The organism is Caldimonas tepidiphila (assembly GCF_003569765.1).
GTDB classification, from domain to species: domain Bacteria; phylum Pseudomonadota; class Gammaproteobacteria; order Burkholderiales; family Burkholderiaceae_C; genus Caldimonas; species Caldimonas tepidiphila.
The window spans coordinates 53,051-68,028 of record NZ_QXMG01000001.1 but is presented as its reverse complement, the minus strand read 5'-3'; the positions used below and the strand labels follow the sequence as shown (position 1 = coordinate 68,028).

Sequence of the window (14,978 nt, the reverse complement as noted above, 5' to 3'; positions counted from 1 at the left end):
CTGCCGCCCGCGGCGGCGCCGACCTACGCCATCCGGCGTATTGGTCGGAACAGAGGGGCTCCGTAACCTGCGTGTGTGCCCGGCAAGACCTGCAACAGGAGGTCTGCCGAAGGCCGAGGTTTCCTCACCCGACACACCCAGGAGCGCCCTTCCATGAACTCTTCCCGCCGCCATTTCGGCAAGTCCCTCAGCGCCGTGGCCCTCGGCGTCGCCGCGCTGTCCTTCGGCTCGCAGGCCTTGGCCGCCGACACCATCAAGGTCGGCATCCTGCATTCGCTGTCTGGCACGATGGCGATCTCCGAGACGGTGCTCAAGGACGTGGCGCTGATGGCGATCGACGAGATCAACGCCAAGGGCGGCGTGATGGGCAAGAAGCTGGAGCCCGTGGTGGTCGACCCGGCCTCGAACTGGCCGCTGTTCGCCGAGAAGGCCAAGCAGCTCATCAGCCAGGACAAGGTGGCGGTGACCTTCGGCTGCTGGACCTCGGTCAGCCGCAAGTCGGTGCTGCCGGTGTTCGAGGAGCTCAACGGCCTGCTGTTCTACCCGGTGCAGTACGAGGGCGAGGAGCTCAGCAAGAACGTGTTCTACACCGGCGCCGCGCCCAACCAGCAGGCCATCCCCGCGGTGGAATACCTGATGAGCAAGGACGGCGGCAGCGCCAAGCGCTTCGTGCTGCTCGGCACCGACTACGTCTATCCGCGCACGACGAACAAGATCCTGCGGGCGTTCCTGAAGTCCAAGGGCGTCGCCGATGCCGACATCATGGAGGCCTACACCCCCTTCGGCCACAGCGACTACCAGACCATCATCGGCAACATCAAGAAGTTTGCCGCTGCGGGGAAGAAGACCGCGGTGATCTCGACCATCAACGGCGACTCGAACGTGCCCTTCTACAAGGAGCTGGGCAACCAGGGCCTGAAGGCCACCGACGTGCCGGTGGTGGCCTTCTCGGTCGGCGAGGAGGAGCTGCGCGGCGTCGACACCAAGCCGCTCGTCGGCCACCTCGCTGCGTGGAACTACTTCATGTCGGTCAAGAACCCGGCCAACGACGAGTTCATCAAGAAGTGGGCCGCGTACGCGAAGGCGAAGAACATCGCCGGCCACAAGGACAAGCCGCTGACCAACGACCCGATGGAGGCCACCTACATCGGCATCCACATGTGGAAGCAGGCGGTCGAGAAGGCCAAGAGCACCGAGACCGACAAGGTGATCGCGGCGATGGCCGGCCAGACCTTCCAGGCGCCGAGCGGCTTCCTCGCCAAGATGGACGAGAAGAACCACCACCTGCACAAGCCGGTGTTCATCGGCGAAGTGAAGGCCGACGGCCAGTTCAACGTGGTCTGGAAGACCAAGGGCCCGGTGCGCGCCAACCCCTGGAGCCCCTACATCCCCGGCAACGACAAGAAGAAGGACGTGCCCGAGAAGTCGCTCTGACCCTCGCGCCGAGGCCCGCCGGCCCCCACGGGCCGGCCGGCTGAATCCGCTTCCCTCCCGGGCTTGCGCCTGCCGCGCCGCATCGCGGCAGGCGCAAGCCTTCACCGACTGGCGGGCCGTCCCGGAAGGGCCGGCCCCGGGATCCACCCGTGAACCGACACCTGCGCATCCTCCTTCCGCTGCTCGCCGCCGCGCTGGCGCTGCTGGCCGCGCTGCCCGCGCGCGCCTTCACGCCCGCGCAGGCGCTGGCCATCGCCGCGGGCGACAACGACGAGCGCATCGCGGCGCTGCAGTCCGCCGCCGCCAGCGCCGACGCGAGCCTGCAACCCTTCCTCGAGTCGCTGCTCGCCGACGAGGTCCGCGTCGCGGGCGAGCGCGTGCTGATCGTGCGCGGCGCGCGCGTCACCGACGCGGCGAGCGGCGCCGAGACCGCGCTGCCGACCGATGCCGAGGAGGTCGTCAACAGCAACCGCATGCGCCGCGAGATCGAGGCGGCGCTCGCCGCGCTCAAGCTCTTCTCCGCCGACCGGGCCGAGCGCGCGCAGGCGGTCGCGAACCTGCGCGAGAACCTCGACGCGGGCCTGCTGCCGGCGATCGAGAAGGCCCTGCGTACCGAGACCGACTCCCGCCTGCGGGCGCAGCTGGAGCAGATGCGCGAGGCGCTGCTGCTCTCCGCGCCCGAGGCCACGCGCCGGCTCGAGGCCGCGCGGGCGCTCGCCGCCAGCAGCGAGACCTCGACGCGCACGTTGCTGCTCGAGCGCCTCGCGGAGGACGCCGAGACCGATGCGGCCGTGCGGGCGCAGCTGAAGAAGTCGCTCGCCGCGGTCGAGTCGCGCCTGGCCTGGGGCGACCGGCTCGGCCTGCTCTTCAGCGGCGCGAGCCTCGGCTCGATCCTGCTGCTCGTGGCGCTCGGCCTCGCGATCACCTACGGCCTGATGGGCGTGATCAACATGGCGCACGGCGAGCTGATGATGATCGGCGCCTACGCCACCTACCTCGTGCAGGTGCTGTTCCGCGAGCACCTGCCGGGCCTGTTCGACTGGTACGTCGTCGCGGCCATCCCCGCGTCCTTCCTCGCCGCGGCGCTCGTCGGCGCGGCGCTGGAGCGCAGCGTGATCCGCTGGCTGTACGGGCGGCCGCTCGAGACGCTGCTCGCGACCTGGGGCATCAGCCTGATCCTGATCCAGGCGGTGCGCTCGATCTTCGGCGCGCAGAACGTGCAGGTCGAGAACCCGTCCTGGCTCAGCGGCGGCGTGCAGGTGATGAGCAACCTGACGCTGCCCTACAACCGCATCGCGATCCTTGCCTTCGCGGCCCTGGTGCTCGTCGGCGTCGCGCTGCTGATCTCGCGCACGCGGCTGGGCCTGTTCGTGCGCGGCGTGACGCAGAACCGCCGCATGGCCTCCTGCGTCGGCGTCAACACCGCGCGGGTCGACACCTATGCCTTCGCGCTCGGCGCCGGCATCGCGGGCCTCGCGGGCTGCGCGCTGTCGCAGGTCGGCAACGTCGGCCCCGACCTCGGCCAGGGCTACATCGTCGACTCCTTCATGGTGGTCGTCACCGGCGGCGTCGGCCAGCTCGCCGGCACCGTCTACGCCGCGATGGGCCTCGGGCTGATCAACAAGCTGCTGGAGGGCTGGTCGGGTGCGGTGCTCGCGAAGATCACCGTGCTGGTGCTGATCGTCGCCTTCATCCAGAAGCGGCCGCAGGGACTGTTCGCGATGAAGGGCCGGAGCGCCGAAGCATGACGAAGCACCCCCTCCCGTTTTTCCCGGCCTTCGCCGTTTCCCCACCAGGAGCCGCCGCATGAGCGCCGTTCTCACGTCCCCCGTCCCGCTGCGCCCGCGCCGCGGCCTGCTGCTCGGCCCGAAGAGCTGGAGCGGCCTGCTCGCCGCCCTCGTCACCGTCACGGTGCTGGTGCCGCTGCTGAACCTCGCGGTGCCGGCCGGCAGCGCGCTGCACCTCAGCGACTACCACGTCACGCTCGTCGGCAAGATCATGTGCTACGCGATCGCCGCGCTCGCGATGGACCTGATCTGGGGCTACACCGGCATCCTGTCGCTCGGCCACGGCCTGTTCTTCGCGCTCGGCGGCTACGCGATGGGCATGTACCTGATGCGCCAGATCGGCGCCGACGGCAACTACGGCTCGGCCCTGCCGGACTTCATGGTCTTCCTCGACTGGAAGGAGCTGCCCTGGCACTGGGCCCTGAGCGACTCCTTCCTGGGGCAGATGCTGCTCGTGGTGCTGGTGCCGGGCCTGCTCGCCTTCGTGTTCGGCTTCTTCGCCTTCCGCTCGCGCATCAAGGGGGTGTACTTCTCGATCATCACGCAGGCGCTGACCTATGCGGCGATGCTGCTGTTCTTCCGCAACGAGACCGGCTTCGGCGGCAACAACGGCTTCACCGACTTCAAGCGCATCCTCGACCTGCCACTGGCCACGCCGTCGATGCGCATGACGCTGTTCGTGCTCACCGGCCTGACCCTGATCGGCTTCTTCCTGATGGCGCGCTGGATCGTCAACAGCAAGTACGGCCGCGTGCTGCAGGCGATCCGCGACGCCGAAAGCCGCGTGATGTTCACCGGCTACGACCCGCTCTGGTACAAGCTGTCGATCTGGACGCTCTCGGCCGTGATGTGCGGCATCGCCGGCGCGCTGTACGTGCCGCAGGTCGGCATCATCAACCCGGGCGAGATGTCGCCGGCCGCGGGCATCGAGATCGCGGTGTGGGCGGCGGTGGGCGGGCGCGCGACGCTGATCGGCCCGATCGTCGGCGCCTTCTTCGTCAACGGCGCCAAGAGCTGGTTCACGGTGGCGTTTCCCGAGTTCTGGCTCTACTTCCTCGGCGCGCTCTTCATCGCGGTGACGCTGTTTCTGCCGCAGGGCATCGTCGGCCTGTTCCGCAAGTTCAAGAAGGAGGAGCACGCATGACGCCCGACCTGATGGAGGCCGGCGCGCAGGCGCTGGCCGAGCACGAGCGCAGGAAGGCGGCCTCCACCGGCGCCTCCGGCGCGAGCTACGGACGCGTGGTGCGGCCGGGCGAGCTGGACGTGGCTCACGGCGCGATCCTCTACCTCGACGACATCACGGTCAGCTTCGACGGCTTTCGCGCGCTCAACAAGCTCAGCCTCAACATCGGCGCCGGCGAGCTGCGCTGCATCATCGGCCCGAACGGCGCAGGCAAGACCACGATGATGGACGTCATCACCGGCAAGACCCGGCCCGACGCGGGCCAGGCCTTCTTCGGCTCGACCATCGACCTGCTGCGCCTGCGCGAGAACGAGATCGCGCAGATCGGCATCGGCCGCAAGTTCCAGAAGCCCACCGTCTACGAGCAGCTGACCGTGTTCGAGAACCTGGAGCTCGCGCTCAAGGCCGACCGGGGCGTGCGCGCATCGCTCTTCTTCCGGCTCTCCGGCGAGCAGCTCGACCGCATCGGCGAGACGCTGCAGCTGATCCACCTGAAGCACGAGGCGCAGCGCACCGCGGGCCTGCTGAGCCATGGCCAGAAGCAGTGGCTCGAGATCGGCATGCTGCTGATGCAGGACCCGAAGCTGCTGCTGCTGGACGAACCCGTGGCCGGCATGACCGACGAGGAGACCGAGCGCACCGCCGAGCTCTTCCTGGCGCTGGAGGGCAAGCACTCGCTGGTGGTGGTCGAGCACGACATGAAGTTCGTCGACCAGCTCACCGAGGGGCACAAGACCGTCACGGTGCTGCACGAGGGCAGCGTGCTGGCCGAGGGGCGCCTGGCCGACGTGCAGGCGAACGAGAAGGTCGTCGAGGTCTACCTGGGCCGCTGAAGGAGCACGACATGCTGAAGATCGAAGGCATCAACCAGTACTACGGCGGCTCGCACATCCTGCGCAACGTGAGCCTGGACGCGAGGGCCGGCGAGGTCACCGTGATCCTCGGCCGCAATGGCGTCGGCAAGACGACGCTGCTCAAGAGCCTGATGGGCGTGGTGCCGGTGAAGACCGGCACGGTGAAACTCGACGGCGGCGACATCACGCGCGACAGCCCCTACGAGCGCGTCAGGAAGGGCGTGGGCTACGTGCCGCAGGGCCGCGAGATCTTCGGCCGGCTCACGGTCGAGGAGAACCTGCGCATGGGCCTGGCCTACAAGAGCGGCAGCACGCCGATCCCGCCGCAGCTCTTCGAGCTGTTTCCGGTCCTGAAGCAGATGTTGCACCGCCGCGGCGGCGACCTCTCGGGCGGGCAGCAGCAGCAGCTCGCGATCGCGCGGGCACTCGCCGCGGGCCCGAAGCTGCTCGTGCTCGACGAGCCGACCGAGGGCATCCAGCCGAGCATCATCAAGGACATCGGCCGCGTGATCCGGCGCCTCGCGGACGAGGGCCTGGACGGCACGGGCAAGGACCGCATGGCGATCGTGCTGGTCGAGCAGTACTACGACTTCGCGGCGGAGCTCGCCGACCAGTACCTCGTGATGGAGCGCGGCGAGGTGATCCGCCGCGGCCACGGCCGCGACATGGAAGCCGACGGCGTGCGGCAGCTGATGTCGATCTGAGCGGGGGCGGGATTCAGTCCCCGCCGCAGCCGCCCGGCCCCTGGTGGAAGACCAGCTCCTGCACCGGCCGCCCGCCCACGAGGTGCTCGGCGATGATGCGGTCCATGTTCGCGGGGGTCACGTCGTAGTACCAGGTGCCGTCGGGCTGCACGCACATCACCGGGCCGCCCTTGCAGGCGGCGAAGCAGCTCACGCGGCTGCGCTTCACGCGCAGCTCGCCGTCGTTCAGCCCCGCGGCCTTGAACTTCTCGCCCAGGCTGTCGAACAGCGCCTGCGACTCGCCCGCCTGCGTGCAGCGCGGGCCGGTGCAGACCAGCAGGTGGCGGCGGTAGGCGCCGATCTTCGGTTTTTCAGCCACGCTCACGCCTCGGCTCCCGCTTCCTCGGTCGATGGCGTGTCCTCGCCAGTGTCGGTGTCGGCGAGCACCGCCTCCAGGTAGTCGGCGGGCAGGCGGTGGCGCTCGGCCAGCGCCGCGAGGCTCTCGCCGGCGGCCAGGTCCTCGCGCAGGCCCTCGATCCAGCCGAGCAGGCCGGTCGAGAGCGAGCGGCCGCGCTTCTCGCCCTCGCGCGTCGCGCCGCCGTTGTCGAGCTCGTACTTGTTCGCGTAGCCGCGCGGCGTGACCATGCGGCCCTCGCGCACGAAGGTGTTGCTGTTGCCGATCAGCACCGTGGACAGCATGCCGATGTCGGCCTCGGCCATGCGGTCGAGCGTCGTGAACTCGATGCGCTCGCGCCGCCGGTAGGCGGATTTCACGATGGCCACCGGCGTGTCGGCGCGGCGGTGGCGCAGAAACAGGCGCTGCGCCTCGACGATCTGGCGCGTGCGCCGCCCGCTCTTGGGGTTGTAGAGCGCGACGACGAAGTCGGCGGCGGCCGCCGCGTCGAGCCGGCGCGCGATCACCGGCCAGGGCGTGAGCAGGTCCGACAGCGAGATCGCGCAGAAGTCGTGCGTGAGCGGTGCGCCGACCAGCGCCGCGCAGCTGTTGAGCGCCGACGCCCCGGGCACGATCTCGACCTCGATGCCCGAGTCGGGCGTCCAGCCGGCCTGGAACAGCACCTCGTAGGTGGGGCCCGCCATGCCGTAGACGCCGGCATCGCCCGAGGAGACCAGCGCCACCTTCTTGCCGGCCTTGGCGCGCTCGTAGGCCTCGATCGCGCGGTCGAGTTCTTCCGTCATCGACTTGCGGATCACCTCCTTGCCCCCGATCAGGTCGGCGACGAGCTTGATGTAGGTGACGTAGCCGATGATGGTGTCGGCCTCGGCGATCGCGTCGCGGGCGCGCTGCGTCATGTGCTCGGTGCTGCCGGGGCCGATGCCGACCAGCATGATCTTGCCGAGCGGGGCGGTGGCGGGGGCTCCGGAGACGGCGCCGGAAGAGTCAGTCATGGGGAATCCTTGCGATGGAGACGGTGGCGTTGCGGCCGTCTGGGCCGCGGTGGCGGTGTTTCTCGACCAGCAGCGCGTCGATGCCGGCGCCGGCTGCGAGCAGCGCCGCGGCCTCGGACACCGAGGGCGTGCCGGTGTGGCGGCGCACGGTCTCCGACGGGTTCGGCACCGGCACCTCGGCGAGCTGCTCGGCGGGGTAGAAGGTGATCGGCCAGCCGTGCGCTTGCGCGAGCGCGAGCAGCCCGGCCTCGTCGGCCTTGAGGGTGATGCTCGCGAGCGCGCGCACGTCGGCGCGGGTGAGATTTGCAAGTGCGAGCGCCTCGTCGAGCGCGGCCTGCAGCGTCGCGAGCGGCGTGCCGCGGTCGCAGCCGATGCCGAGCGCGACGCCGGGGAGGCGTGCGCTCATGCGGCGGCTTCCTGCGGCGGGCGGTAGACCACCAGCCGCTCGTGCAGCTGCTGCCAGCGCGCCGCGTCGATCTCGGCGTGCGTGATCCACAGCACCGCCGCGAAGCGGCCGAGGTCCACGTCGGCGAAGCTGTTGAAAAGATGGATGTTGGCGGGCAGCGGGGTGGGGCGGGTCCACCAGTGCGGGCTGCCCGCCTCCTGCACCACGGCGATCGGCTCGCCGTTGACGACATGGGCCGACACGCGCGTGACGTTGAGCTTCGGCGCCTCGACGCGCCAGCCGAGCTCGCGGCCGAGGATGTCCACCGGAATCGTCTTGCCGACGTCCGACGCGGTGGTCAGCACCGGCGTGGCTCGCATCAGCGCCGCGACCTGCTCGGCCATCGCGTTGGCGCCGCCGACATGGCCCGACAGCACGGGAATCACGAACTGGCCGGCGTCGTCCACGACGATCACGCCCGGGTCCTCGTCCTTCGATTTCAGGTGCGGCGCGATCAGCCGCACCACCGCGCCGAGCGAGACGAAGAACACGATTTGGTCGTAGGCTTCGAAGAGGGGTCCGATCTCGTCGCGCAGCGCGCCCTCGTAAGAGCGAAGCTGGTTGGGCAGGCCCTCGAAGGCCGGCGCGAACTTCGCCGCGCTGCAGATCGCCGCCTGCGGCAGCGCGCGCGCAAGCTGCGCTGCCTGCTGCGCGCCGTGCTTCGTGATCGCGACCAGCGCGACGCGCACCGGGCTGCCGTGGTTCTCACTCATGGATTTCCTCTTCCCCGGCCACTGCCGGCTCGCTCGTCTTCTTCTTGCAGCCCTTGACGCGCTCGCCGCGCACGCGCGCCGGGTTCTTTACGATCAGCAGGGACAGGTAGTTCACCTTCTCGCCGCGCAGCGTGCGCACGTCGCGCACCACGCGCTCGACGGGCGAGCCGGCCTTCTCGACGAAGCAGGTGTGCTCGATCAGGCCGCGGCGCTCCAGCAGCCCGATCAGGTCGTCGAGCAGCGGTTTCACCTTCATCAGCACCAGCGTGTCGAAGTCGTCGAGCAGCCGCTCGACCATGCCGACGCCGTAGGCCGCCGGCACGATCGCGACCGTGTCGTCCTGCTCGGCGAGCGGCCACCGCAGCTCGGCGCAGGACGCGATGAAGGAGGTCACTCCCGGCACCACCTCGACCTCCACCTCGGGGGCGAGGCCGCGCAGCGTGCGCGCGAGGTAGCCGAAGGTCGCGAAGGTCGAGGCGTCGCCCTCCACCAGGAAGAGCACGTCCTGCCCGCCCTGCAGCAGCTCCAGCACCGTCTCGGCCGCGCGCAGCCAGTGGCGCGCGAGCTTCTCGGCGTCGTGCGTCATCGGGAACAGCAGCGCGGCGTGGCGCGCGGGCGGCACGAGCCCGGCGCGCGTCGCGATGTCGAGCGCGTAACTCTCGGACTTCGTGCTGCGCACCGGCCAGGTCCAGACCATGTCGCTGCGCTGCAGCAGCGCCCAGGCGCGCCGCGTCATCAGCTCCGGGTCGCCGGGGCCGAGCGACACCCCGTAGAGGCGGCCGAGCGGTGGGGTGTTCATGCGGGGTCTCCTTCGGAGTTCGCGCCGGCCTGCGCGCAGACGATCCACACCGGGTTCTCGGCCGCCATGCGGTGCATGTGCAGGATGGGCTTGCTGCGCGCGGCCTGCAGCTGCAGCACGTCCCAGACGACGCCCGCGGCCTTCAGCGCCACGGTCGCGGCGGCGAGGTTCTCCAGGGTCACGAAGTTCATCACCAGCCAGCCGCCGGGTTTGAGCCGGCGCAGGCACAGCGCGATCAAGTCGGCGAGCTCGCCGCCCGAGCCGCCGACGAAGACCGCGTCCGGGTCGGGCCACTGCTCCAGGCCCTCGGGCGCCTTGCCGTGCAGCAGCGTGTGGTTGCTCAAGCCGAAGGCCGTGCGGTTGCGGCCCGCGATCGCCACGTCGTCCGCGTTCTTCTCGATCGCGTACACATGGCCTTGGGGGCACAGGCGCGCCGCCTCCAGGCCCACCGAGCCGGAGCCGGCGCCGATGTCCCAGACGACGCTGTCCTCGCGCAGTTGCAGCCGCGCGAGCGACACCGCGCGTACCTCGCACTTCGTGATCAGGCCCTTGTCGGGCTGGCGCTGTTCATACGCCGCGTCGGGCAGGCCGAAGCGCACCGGGCGCGGCCGCGGCGCGTCGCGCCACAGCAGCACCACGTTCGGGTCGGCGAAGTCGGTCTCCGCAGCCTCGGCGATGTCGAGGTCCGCGCGGATGCGCTCCTGCGGCTGGCACAGCCGCTCGGCCACCGCCATGCGGAAGTCGCCGGCCAGGCCCTCGGCGAGCAGCAGCCGCGCGATGCGCTGGGGCGTGTTGAAGGGGCTGGTCAGCACCGCGAGGCGGTCGTTGTGGCGCAGCGCCTGCGCCAGCGCGTAGAGGCCGTGGCGCGCGTCGGCGCCGACGCTCCATTCGCCCGCGTCCTTCGCGTGGATCGAGACGATCCTCAGGTCCTGCCAGCTCATGCCGACGCGCGCGCAGGCGAGCTGGATCGTCGAGACGTTGGGCAGCACCTCGATCGCGTCGAGGCACAGGCGCGAGGCGAGGTAGGCGGCGATGCCGTGGCACAGCGGGTCGCCGGTGGCGAGCACGACGCAGCGCAGGCCGCGCATCTGCGCCTCGCGCACGCCCTCGACCACCGCGGCGAGCGCGCCGAGCTCGCGCTTCTCGGCCTCGGGGGAGATGTCGCGTTCGAGCAGCGCGAGCGTGCGCGGCGCGCCGATCACGAGGTCGGCCTGCGCGAGCGCCGAGCGCGCTGCCTGGCCGAGGCTCGCCGCGCCGTCGTCGAGCACGCCGACGATGCGGCAGCGCGGCGGGCGGGTGTCTTGGTGTTCTTCAGTCATCGGAGGAAGCCTCGGCGATCTTGCGGCCGTCGAAATCGCAGACCAGCACGCGCATGTGGAAACGGCCGGGATAGCGCTGGGTCACGGTGCGGATCGCGCGCTGCGCGAGGGCATGGTGAAAAGCATGTGAAAGACCGAGTGCCTCGATGCGCTCGCTCGCGAAGCGCGCGGTCTCGGCGGCGGCGATCTCGGCGCAGACCTCGGCGGGCACGCCGATGCCGGTGGCGAGTTCCGCCAGCAGCCCGGTGTCCACCTCGGCGCGGTTGGCGTGCGTGATCGTCTCGCCCTGCGCGATCTTCGTGAGCTTGCCGACCATCGCGCCGATCACGACCTGCCGGAGGCCGTGCTGCACCGCGGTGTCGAGCGCGTAGCGCAGGAAGTCGCCCATCTGCACGAAGCACGGCGGCGGCAGGTGCGCGAGCTCCTGCATCACGAACTTCTCGGTGCGCCCGCCGGTGGTCAGCACCACGGTGCCGTGGCCCTGGGTGGCGGCGACCTCGACGCCCTGCACCACGCTGGCCCGGTAGGCGGCGGTGGAGTAGGGCTTGACGATGCCGGTGGTGCCGAGGATGGAGATGCCGCCGAGGATGCCGAGCCGCGCGTTGAGCGTCTTCTTCGCCATCTCGATGCCCTGCGGCACCGAGATCGTCACCTCCAGCCCCGCGTCGTCGAGCAGCGGCGCGGCGGCGGCCCGCACGTTGTCCTCGATGTTGCGCCGGGGCACCGGGTTGATGGCCGGGCCGCCCACCTCGAGCCCGAGGCCGGGCAGCGTCACGGTGCCCACGCCTTCGCCGCCCTTGAGCAGCACCTCGCCGGGCCGCTCGGGCAGCAGCCGCAGGTCGGCGGTCAGGTGCGCGCCGTCGGTGCAGTCCGGATCGTCCCCGGCGTCCTTGATCACCATCGCGTGCGCATGCGTGCCGTCGCAGCGGCCGTCCGCCACCGCGAAGCGCACCGTCTGGCCGTTGGGCAGCAGGCAGTCCACGGCGTCCGGCACCCGCCCGCTCACCAGCCCGAGCGCGGCGGCGCGTGCCGCGGCGGCCGAGCAGGCGCCGGTCGTGAAGCCGGTGCGCGTGCCCTTGCGCTGCGTCTTCTCCATCATGGCCGCGCGGGCTCCCGCACGGCCGCCTCGACCTGCTTCTCGCGCGCCTCGGCCAGGCCCAGCAGCGCGTGGATCGCCGCGACCACCAGCGTCGAGCCGCCCTTGCGGCCGCGGATCACGATCCACGGCACCTCGGCGACCTCGGCCATCAGGTCCTTCGATTCGGCCGCCGACACGAAGCCGACCGGCATGCCGACCACCAGCGCCGGGCGCGCGCCCTCCTCGCGGATCAGCCGCACCAGCTCGATCAGCGCCGTCGGCGCATTGCCGATGCCGACGATCGCGCCGTCGAGTCTGCCGAGCCGGTGTGCCTTGCGCATCGCCTGCACCGCGCGCGTCGTGTCCTGCGCACGCGCGTCGGCGATCACGTCGGCGTCGCTGATGTACTGGTGCGTGCTCATGCCGAAGTGCGCGAGGCGCGGCGCCGACAGCCCGACGCAGATCATCTCGACGTCGGCGACGACGGGCGTGCCGCGCCGCAGGATCGCGGCGATGCCGGCCTCGACCGCCTGCGGGTGGAAGTCGGTCAGGCCGTTGAAGTCGAAGTCGGCGTTGGCATGGATCATGCGCCGCACCACCGGCCACTGCCCGGCGTCGTAGCGGTGCGGTCCGACCTCGCGGTCGATGACCGCGAAGGAGTCGTGCTCGATCGCGCGGCCGGCGGCGGTGAGCTGCTCGGTGACGGTGTTGGCCGCGGTGTCAACCGCGGCGGGGAGGGCGGGCGTGCTCATGCGGTGGCGGGGGCGTGAGGGTGCGCGTGGTCGTGATCGTGGTCATGCGCGTGATCGTGCCCGTGCCCGCAGCCGGGACCGGCGTGGCCGCACGCGGCGGCTGCTCCGCAGGCCGCCGCGCCGTGCGCAGGGGCTGCGGGCGCATGGACGTGAACATGGGCAGGGGCGTGGGCGGGGCCATGCGCATGCTCGTCGCCGTGATGGTGGTGCCCCAGCCCGTGCTCCTGCGCGAACTCGCGGAACTTGCAGCCGTCGCACTCCATCGCGGCGCCGGCCTTGCCCGCACGCAGCGCGTTCACGCGCTCGTCGAGCAAACTGAAAATCTCGGGCTCGAAGCCGAAGTAGCTGCTGCTCGCGAAGCGCACCTGCGGGTACTGCTGCTTCAGGTTCTCGACCTGACGGCCGATGCGCTGGATCAGCGTGCCGGTGAAGAGGTAGTAGGGCAGCACGACGACCTGCGTCATGCCGAGCTGCACCTGGCGCTGCACCGCGCGCTCCAGCCGCGGCCAGGTGATGCCGGTGAAGGCGATGTCCACCAGCTCGTGGTCGCTCTCCTCCATCAGCCAGCGCGCCATCTTCGCGACCTCGCCGTTGGCCTGCCGGTCCGAGGAGCCGCGGCCGAGCAGCACCACGCCGGTGGTGGTCGGGTCGGGCATGTCGAGGCTGGCCATCGCCTTTCTCAGCCGGCGTTTCAATATGGAGAGGATCGGGTCGCAGGCGGTGAGGTGCGGCGCGTAGAGGAATTCCACGCCCGGGTGCGCGGCGCGCGCTTCCTCGATGTGCTCGGGGATCTCCATCTTCACGTGGCCCGCGGCGTTGAGGATCAGCGGCACGACGAGCACGCGGCGCGAGCCGGCCGCCGCGCGCGCGAGCCCCGCGTCGAGCATCACCTCGGCGAACTCGATGAAGCAGACCTCGATGCGCCAGTCGGGGTGCTTCGTGCGCCACTGGTCGGCGAAGGTCTCGATCTCGGCGTTGCCCGAGGTCTCGCGCGAGCCGTGGCCCACGAGCAGGATGGTGTCGGTCATGGGGTTTCCTCGGTGGGGGTGCTTGCGCTGGGGGCGCTCGCGCGGCGGAAGCGGTGCGTGAAGGCCGCGTCGTAGAGCTTGGATTTCTTCAGCTCGGGCCAGTGGCGCGCGCCGAGCGCGGGGCTGGCGATGATCATCGACTGGCTCACCACCTTGGCCTCGCGCACCCGGGCGCGGATGTCGGCGAGCGTGCCGCGGATGATCTTTTCCTCGCCCGGCCAGCTGGCCTTGTGCACGACGAGGATGGGCGCGTCGGGCGACCAGCCGGCAGATTCGAGCGCCGCCGTCACCTTGTGCAGCAGCGTGATGGAGAGAAAGATGCACAGCGTGCAGTGGTGGCGGGCGAGTTCTTCCAGCGACTCGCCCTCGGGCATCGGCGTGCGGCCCTCGACGCGGGTGAGGATCACGCTCTGCGTCACCTCGGGCAGCGTCAGGCTCTCGACCGCGGCGGCGGCCGACGCGAGCGCCGAGGACACGCCCGGCACCACCGCGACGGGGATGCCCGCGGCGTCGAGCGGCTGCACCGCCTCGGTGAGCGTGCCGTAGAGCGCCGGATCGCCCGTCTGCAGCCGCACCACCGTCTCGTGGCGCGAGGCCTGATCGATCAGCCACGCGACGATCTGCTCGTGCGTCATGTCCTTCGAGTCGGCGATCTCGCAGCCCGGCGGCGCCCAGCGCGTCGCGGCCTCGCTGACCAGCGAGCCGGCGAAGAGCACCGCGCCGGCGCGCTCGATCAGCGCGCGGCCCTTCACTGTGATCAGGTCCGGGTCGCCCGGGCCGGCGCCGACGAACCAGACGGTGCCCGGCCGGCGCGCGTCGGCGGCGTTCGTCACGTCGTTCATCCGCGGGCGGCGAAGCACAGCGCGCCGACGCGGGTGCGGCGCGCGCGGGTGACCAGCGCCAGCACCGCCAGCGTCACGAACGGCTCGACGGCGGCGACGGCGAGGTAGGCGCCGGCGAACTGCGCCCACTCGGCCACCGGCGTCGCCACCATGCCGTTCAGCAGCCAGAAGCCGACCATCGCGGTGACGCCGGCGTAGTAGGCGGCGTCGAGCTTCAGGACGTTGGCGACGCTCAGGCGCTGGATGCGCTGGCCCAGCGTGGCGTGCAGCGCGACCAGCGGCACCGCGAGCGTCAGCGCGTTGACCGCCAGGTGCGCGAGGTCCTGCGGCTCGAACAGCAGGCCCTGCGCGAGCAGGCCGAGGCCGAAGCCGAAGAGGGTGGGCAGGAAGCCGAAGGCGAGGTAGATCGGCATCGCGCCGACGAGGTGCAGCTCCGACGGGCCCACCGGCAGCGACCAGGACTGCATCAGCAGCGTGAAGGCGGCGGCCGCCAGCAGCGTGCGCAGCCACTGCGCGGGCGCCTTCAGCAACTGCGGCGCATAGGCAGCATAGAGGCCCGAGGCGGCGACGCCGGCGGCGAGGATCTTGGCTTGCGACAACAGGCCGGGTTCGATGTGCATGGAGAGCTCCTGTCAGGATCGGTGGGAAAGGGGT

The 14,978-nt window shown here is 70.9% G+C and carries 16 protein-coding genes; 5 read left to right on the top strand and 11 right to left on the bottom strand.

The annotated features are described in order from the left end of the window. The first annotated feature begins 153 nt into the window (after positions 1-153). From urtA to urtE, 5 genes are all read left to right on the top strand, one after another. On the top strand, positions 154-1,434 hold the full coding sequence (urtA, locus tag D3A59_RS04515) for an urea ABC transporter substrate-binding protein (protein ID WP_119153705.1): 1,281 nt from the start codon (positions 154-156) through the stop codon (positions 1,432-1,434). Positions 1,435-1,583: 149 nt separating this feature from the next. Continuing rightward, entirely contained in the window at positions 1,584-3,182 is a 1,599-nt protein-coding gene (urtB, locus tag D3A59_RS04510) for an urea ABC transporter permease subunit UrtB (RefSeq protein WP_419187234.1), read from the top strand. Positions 3,183-3,240: 58 nt separating this feature from the next. Beyond that, positions 3,241-4,365, top strand: coding sequence for an urea ABC transporter permease subunit UrtC (gene urtC / locus D3A59_RS04505; RefSeq protein WP_119153704.1), 1,125 nt, complete (start codon positions 3,241-3,243; stop codon positions 4,363-4,365). After that, positions 4,362-5,237, top strand: coding sequence for an urea ABC transporter ATP-binding protein UrtD (gene urtD, locus D3A59_RS04500; RefSeq protein WP_119153703.1), 876 nt, complete (start codon positions 4,362-4,364; stop codon positions 5,235-5,237). Before urtC ends, urtD begins: the two co-directional genes overlap by 4 nt. 11 nt (positions 5,238-5,248) lie before the next feature. Beyond that, on the top strand, positions 5,249-5,962 hold the full coding sequence (urtE, locus tag D3A59_RS04495; protein ID WP_119153702.1) for an urea ABC transporter ATP-binding subunit UrtE: 714 nt from the start codon (positions 5,249-5,251) through the stop codon (positions 5,960-5,962). A gap of 13 nt (positions 5,963-5,975) precedes the next feature. On the opposite strand, the gene D3A59_RS04490 is transcribed toward urtE, so the two are convergent. Genes D3A59_RS04490 through D3A59_RS04440 form a run of 11 tightly spaced genes read right to left on the bottom strand, consistent with a single transcriptional unit; the run spans position 5,976 to position 14,944 of the window. Beyond that, positions 5,976-6,326 (bottom strand): (2Fe-2S) ferredoxin domain-containing protein, encoded by a 351-nt coding sequence (locus D3A59_RS04490; protein WP_119153701.1) that lies wholly within the window; start codon positions 6,324-6,326, stop codon positions 5,976-5,978. Then, complete coding sequence (gene cobJ / locus D3A59_RS04485) at positions 6,323-7,348, bottom strand: precorrin-3B C(17)-methyltransferase (RefSeq protein WP_240635938.1); 1,026 nt, start codon at positions 7,346-7,348, stop codon at positions 6,323-6,325. The genes D3A59_RS04490 and cobJ overlap by 4 nt, the downstream gene beginning before the upstream one ends. Then, complete coding sequence (locus D3A59_RS04480; protein WP_119153699.1) at positions 7,341-7,754, bottom strand: cobalamin biosynthesis protein; 414 nt, start codon at positions 7,752-7,754, stop codon at positions 7,341-7,343. Before D3A59_RS04480 ends, cobJ begins: the two co-directional genes overlap by 8 nt. Continuing rightward, a complete protein-coding gene (locus D3A59_RS04475; RefSeq protein WP_119153698.1) occupies positions 7,751-8,506 on the bottom strand; it encodes a cobalamin biosynthesis central domain-containing protein in 756 nt (251 codons plus the stop codon). Before D3A59_RS04475 ends, D3A59_RS04480 begins: the two co-directional genes overlap by 4 nt. Further along, on the bottom strand, positions 8,499-9,305 hold the full coding sequence (gene cobI, locus D3A59_RS04470; protein WP_119153697.1) for a precorrin-2 C(20)-methyltransferase: 807 nt from the start codon (positions 9,303-9,305) through the stop codon (positions 8,499-8,501). The genes D3A59_RS04475 and cobI overlap by 8 nt, the downstream gene beginning before the upstream one ends. Beyond that, positions 9,302-10,624 carry a precorrin-6y C5,15-methyltransferase (decarboxylating) subunit CbiE gene (gene cbiE / locus D3A59_RS04465; RefSeq protein WP_119153696.1) on the bottom strand — a complete coding sequence of 441 codons (1,323 nt, stop codon included), beginning with the start codon at positions 10,622-10,624 and terminating at the stop codon, positions 9,302-9,304. The genes cobI and cbiE overlap by 4 nt, the downstream gene beginning before the upstream one ends. Then, positions 10,617-11,723 (bottom strand): cobalt-precorrin-5B (C(1))-methyltransferase, encoded by a 1,107-nt coding sequence (locus D3A59_RS04460; RefSeq protein ID WP_119153695.1) that lies wholly within the window; start codon positions 11,721-11,723, stop codon positions 10,617-10,619. Before D3A59_RS04460 ends, cbiE begins: the two co-directional genes overlap by 8 nt. Beyond that, positions 11,720-12,454, bottom strand: a complete 735-nt coding sequence (locus D3A59_RS04455) for a precorrin-8X methylmutase (protein ID WP_119153694.1) — start codon at positions 12,452-12,454, stop codon at positions 11,720-11,722. Before D3A59_RS04455 ends, D3A59_RS04460 begins: the two co-directional genes overlap by 4 nt. Beyond that, entirely contained in the window at positions 12,451-13,482 is a 1,032-nt protein-coding gene (locus tag D3A59_RS04450; RefSeq protein ID WP_119153693.1) for a sirohydrochlorin chelatase, read from the bottom strand. The genes D3A59_RS04455 and D3A59_RS04450 overlap by 4 nt, the downstream gene beginning before the upstream one ends. Then, positions 13,479-14,324, bottom strand: a complete 846-nt coding sequence (gene cobM, locus D3A59_RS04445; protein WP_119153692.1) for a precorrin-4 C(11)-methyltransferase — start codon at positions 14,322-14,324, stop codon at positions 13,479-13,481. The genes D3A59_RS04450 and cobM overlap by 4 nt, the downstream gene beginning before the upstream one ends. After that, entirely contained in the window at positions 14,321-14,944 is a 624-nt protein-coding gene (locus D3A59_RS04440; RefSeq protein WP_119153691.1) for an energy-coupling factor ABC transporter permease, read from the bottom strand. Before D3A59_RS04440 ends, cobM begins: the two co-directional genes overlap by 4 nt. Positions 14,945-14,978: the final 34 nt, after the last annotated feature.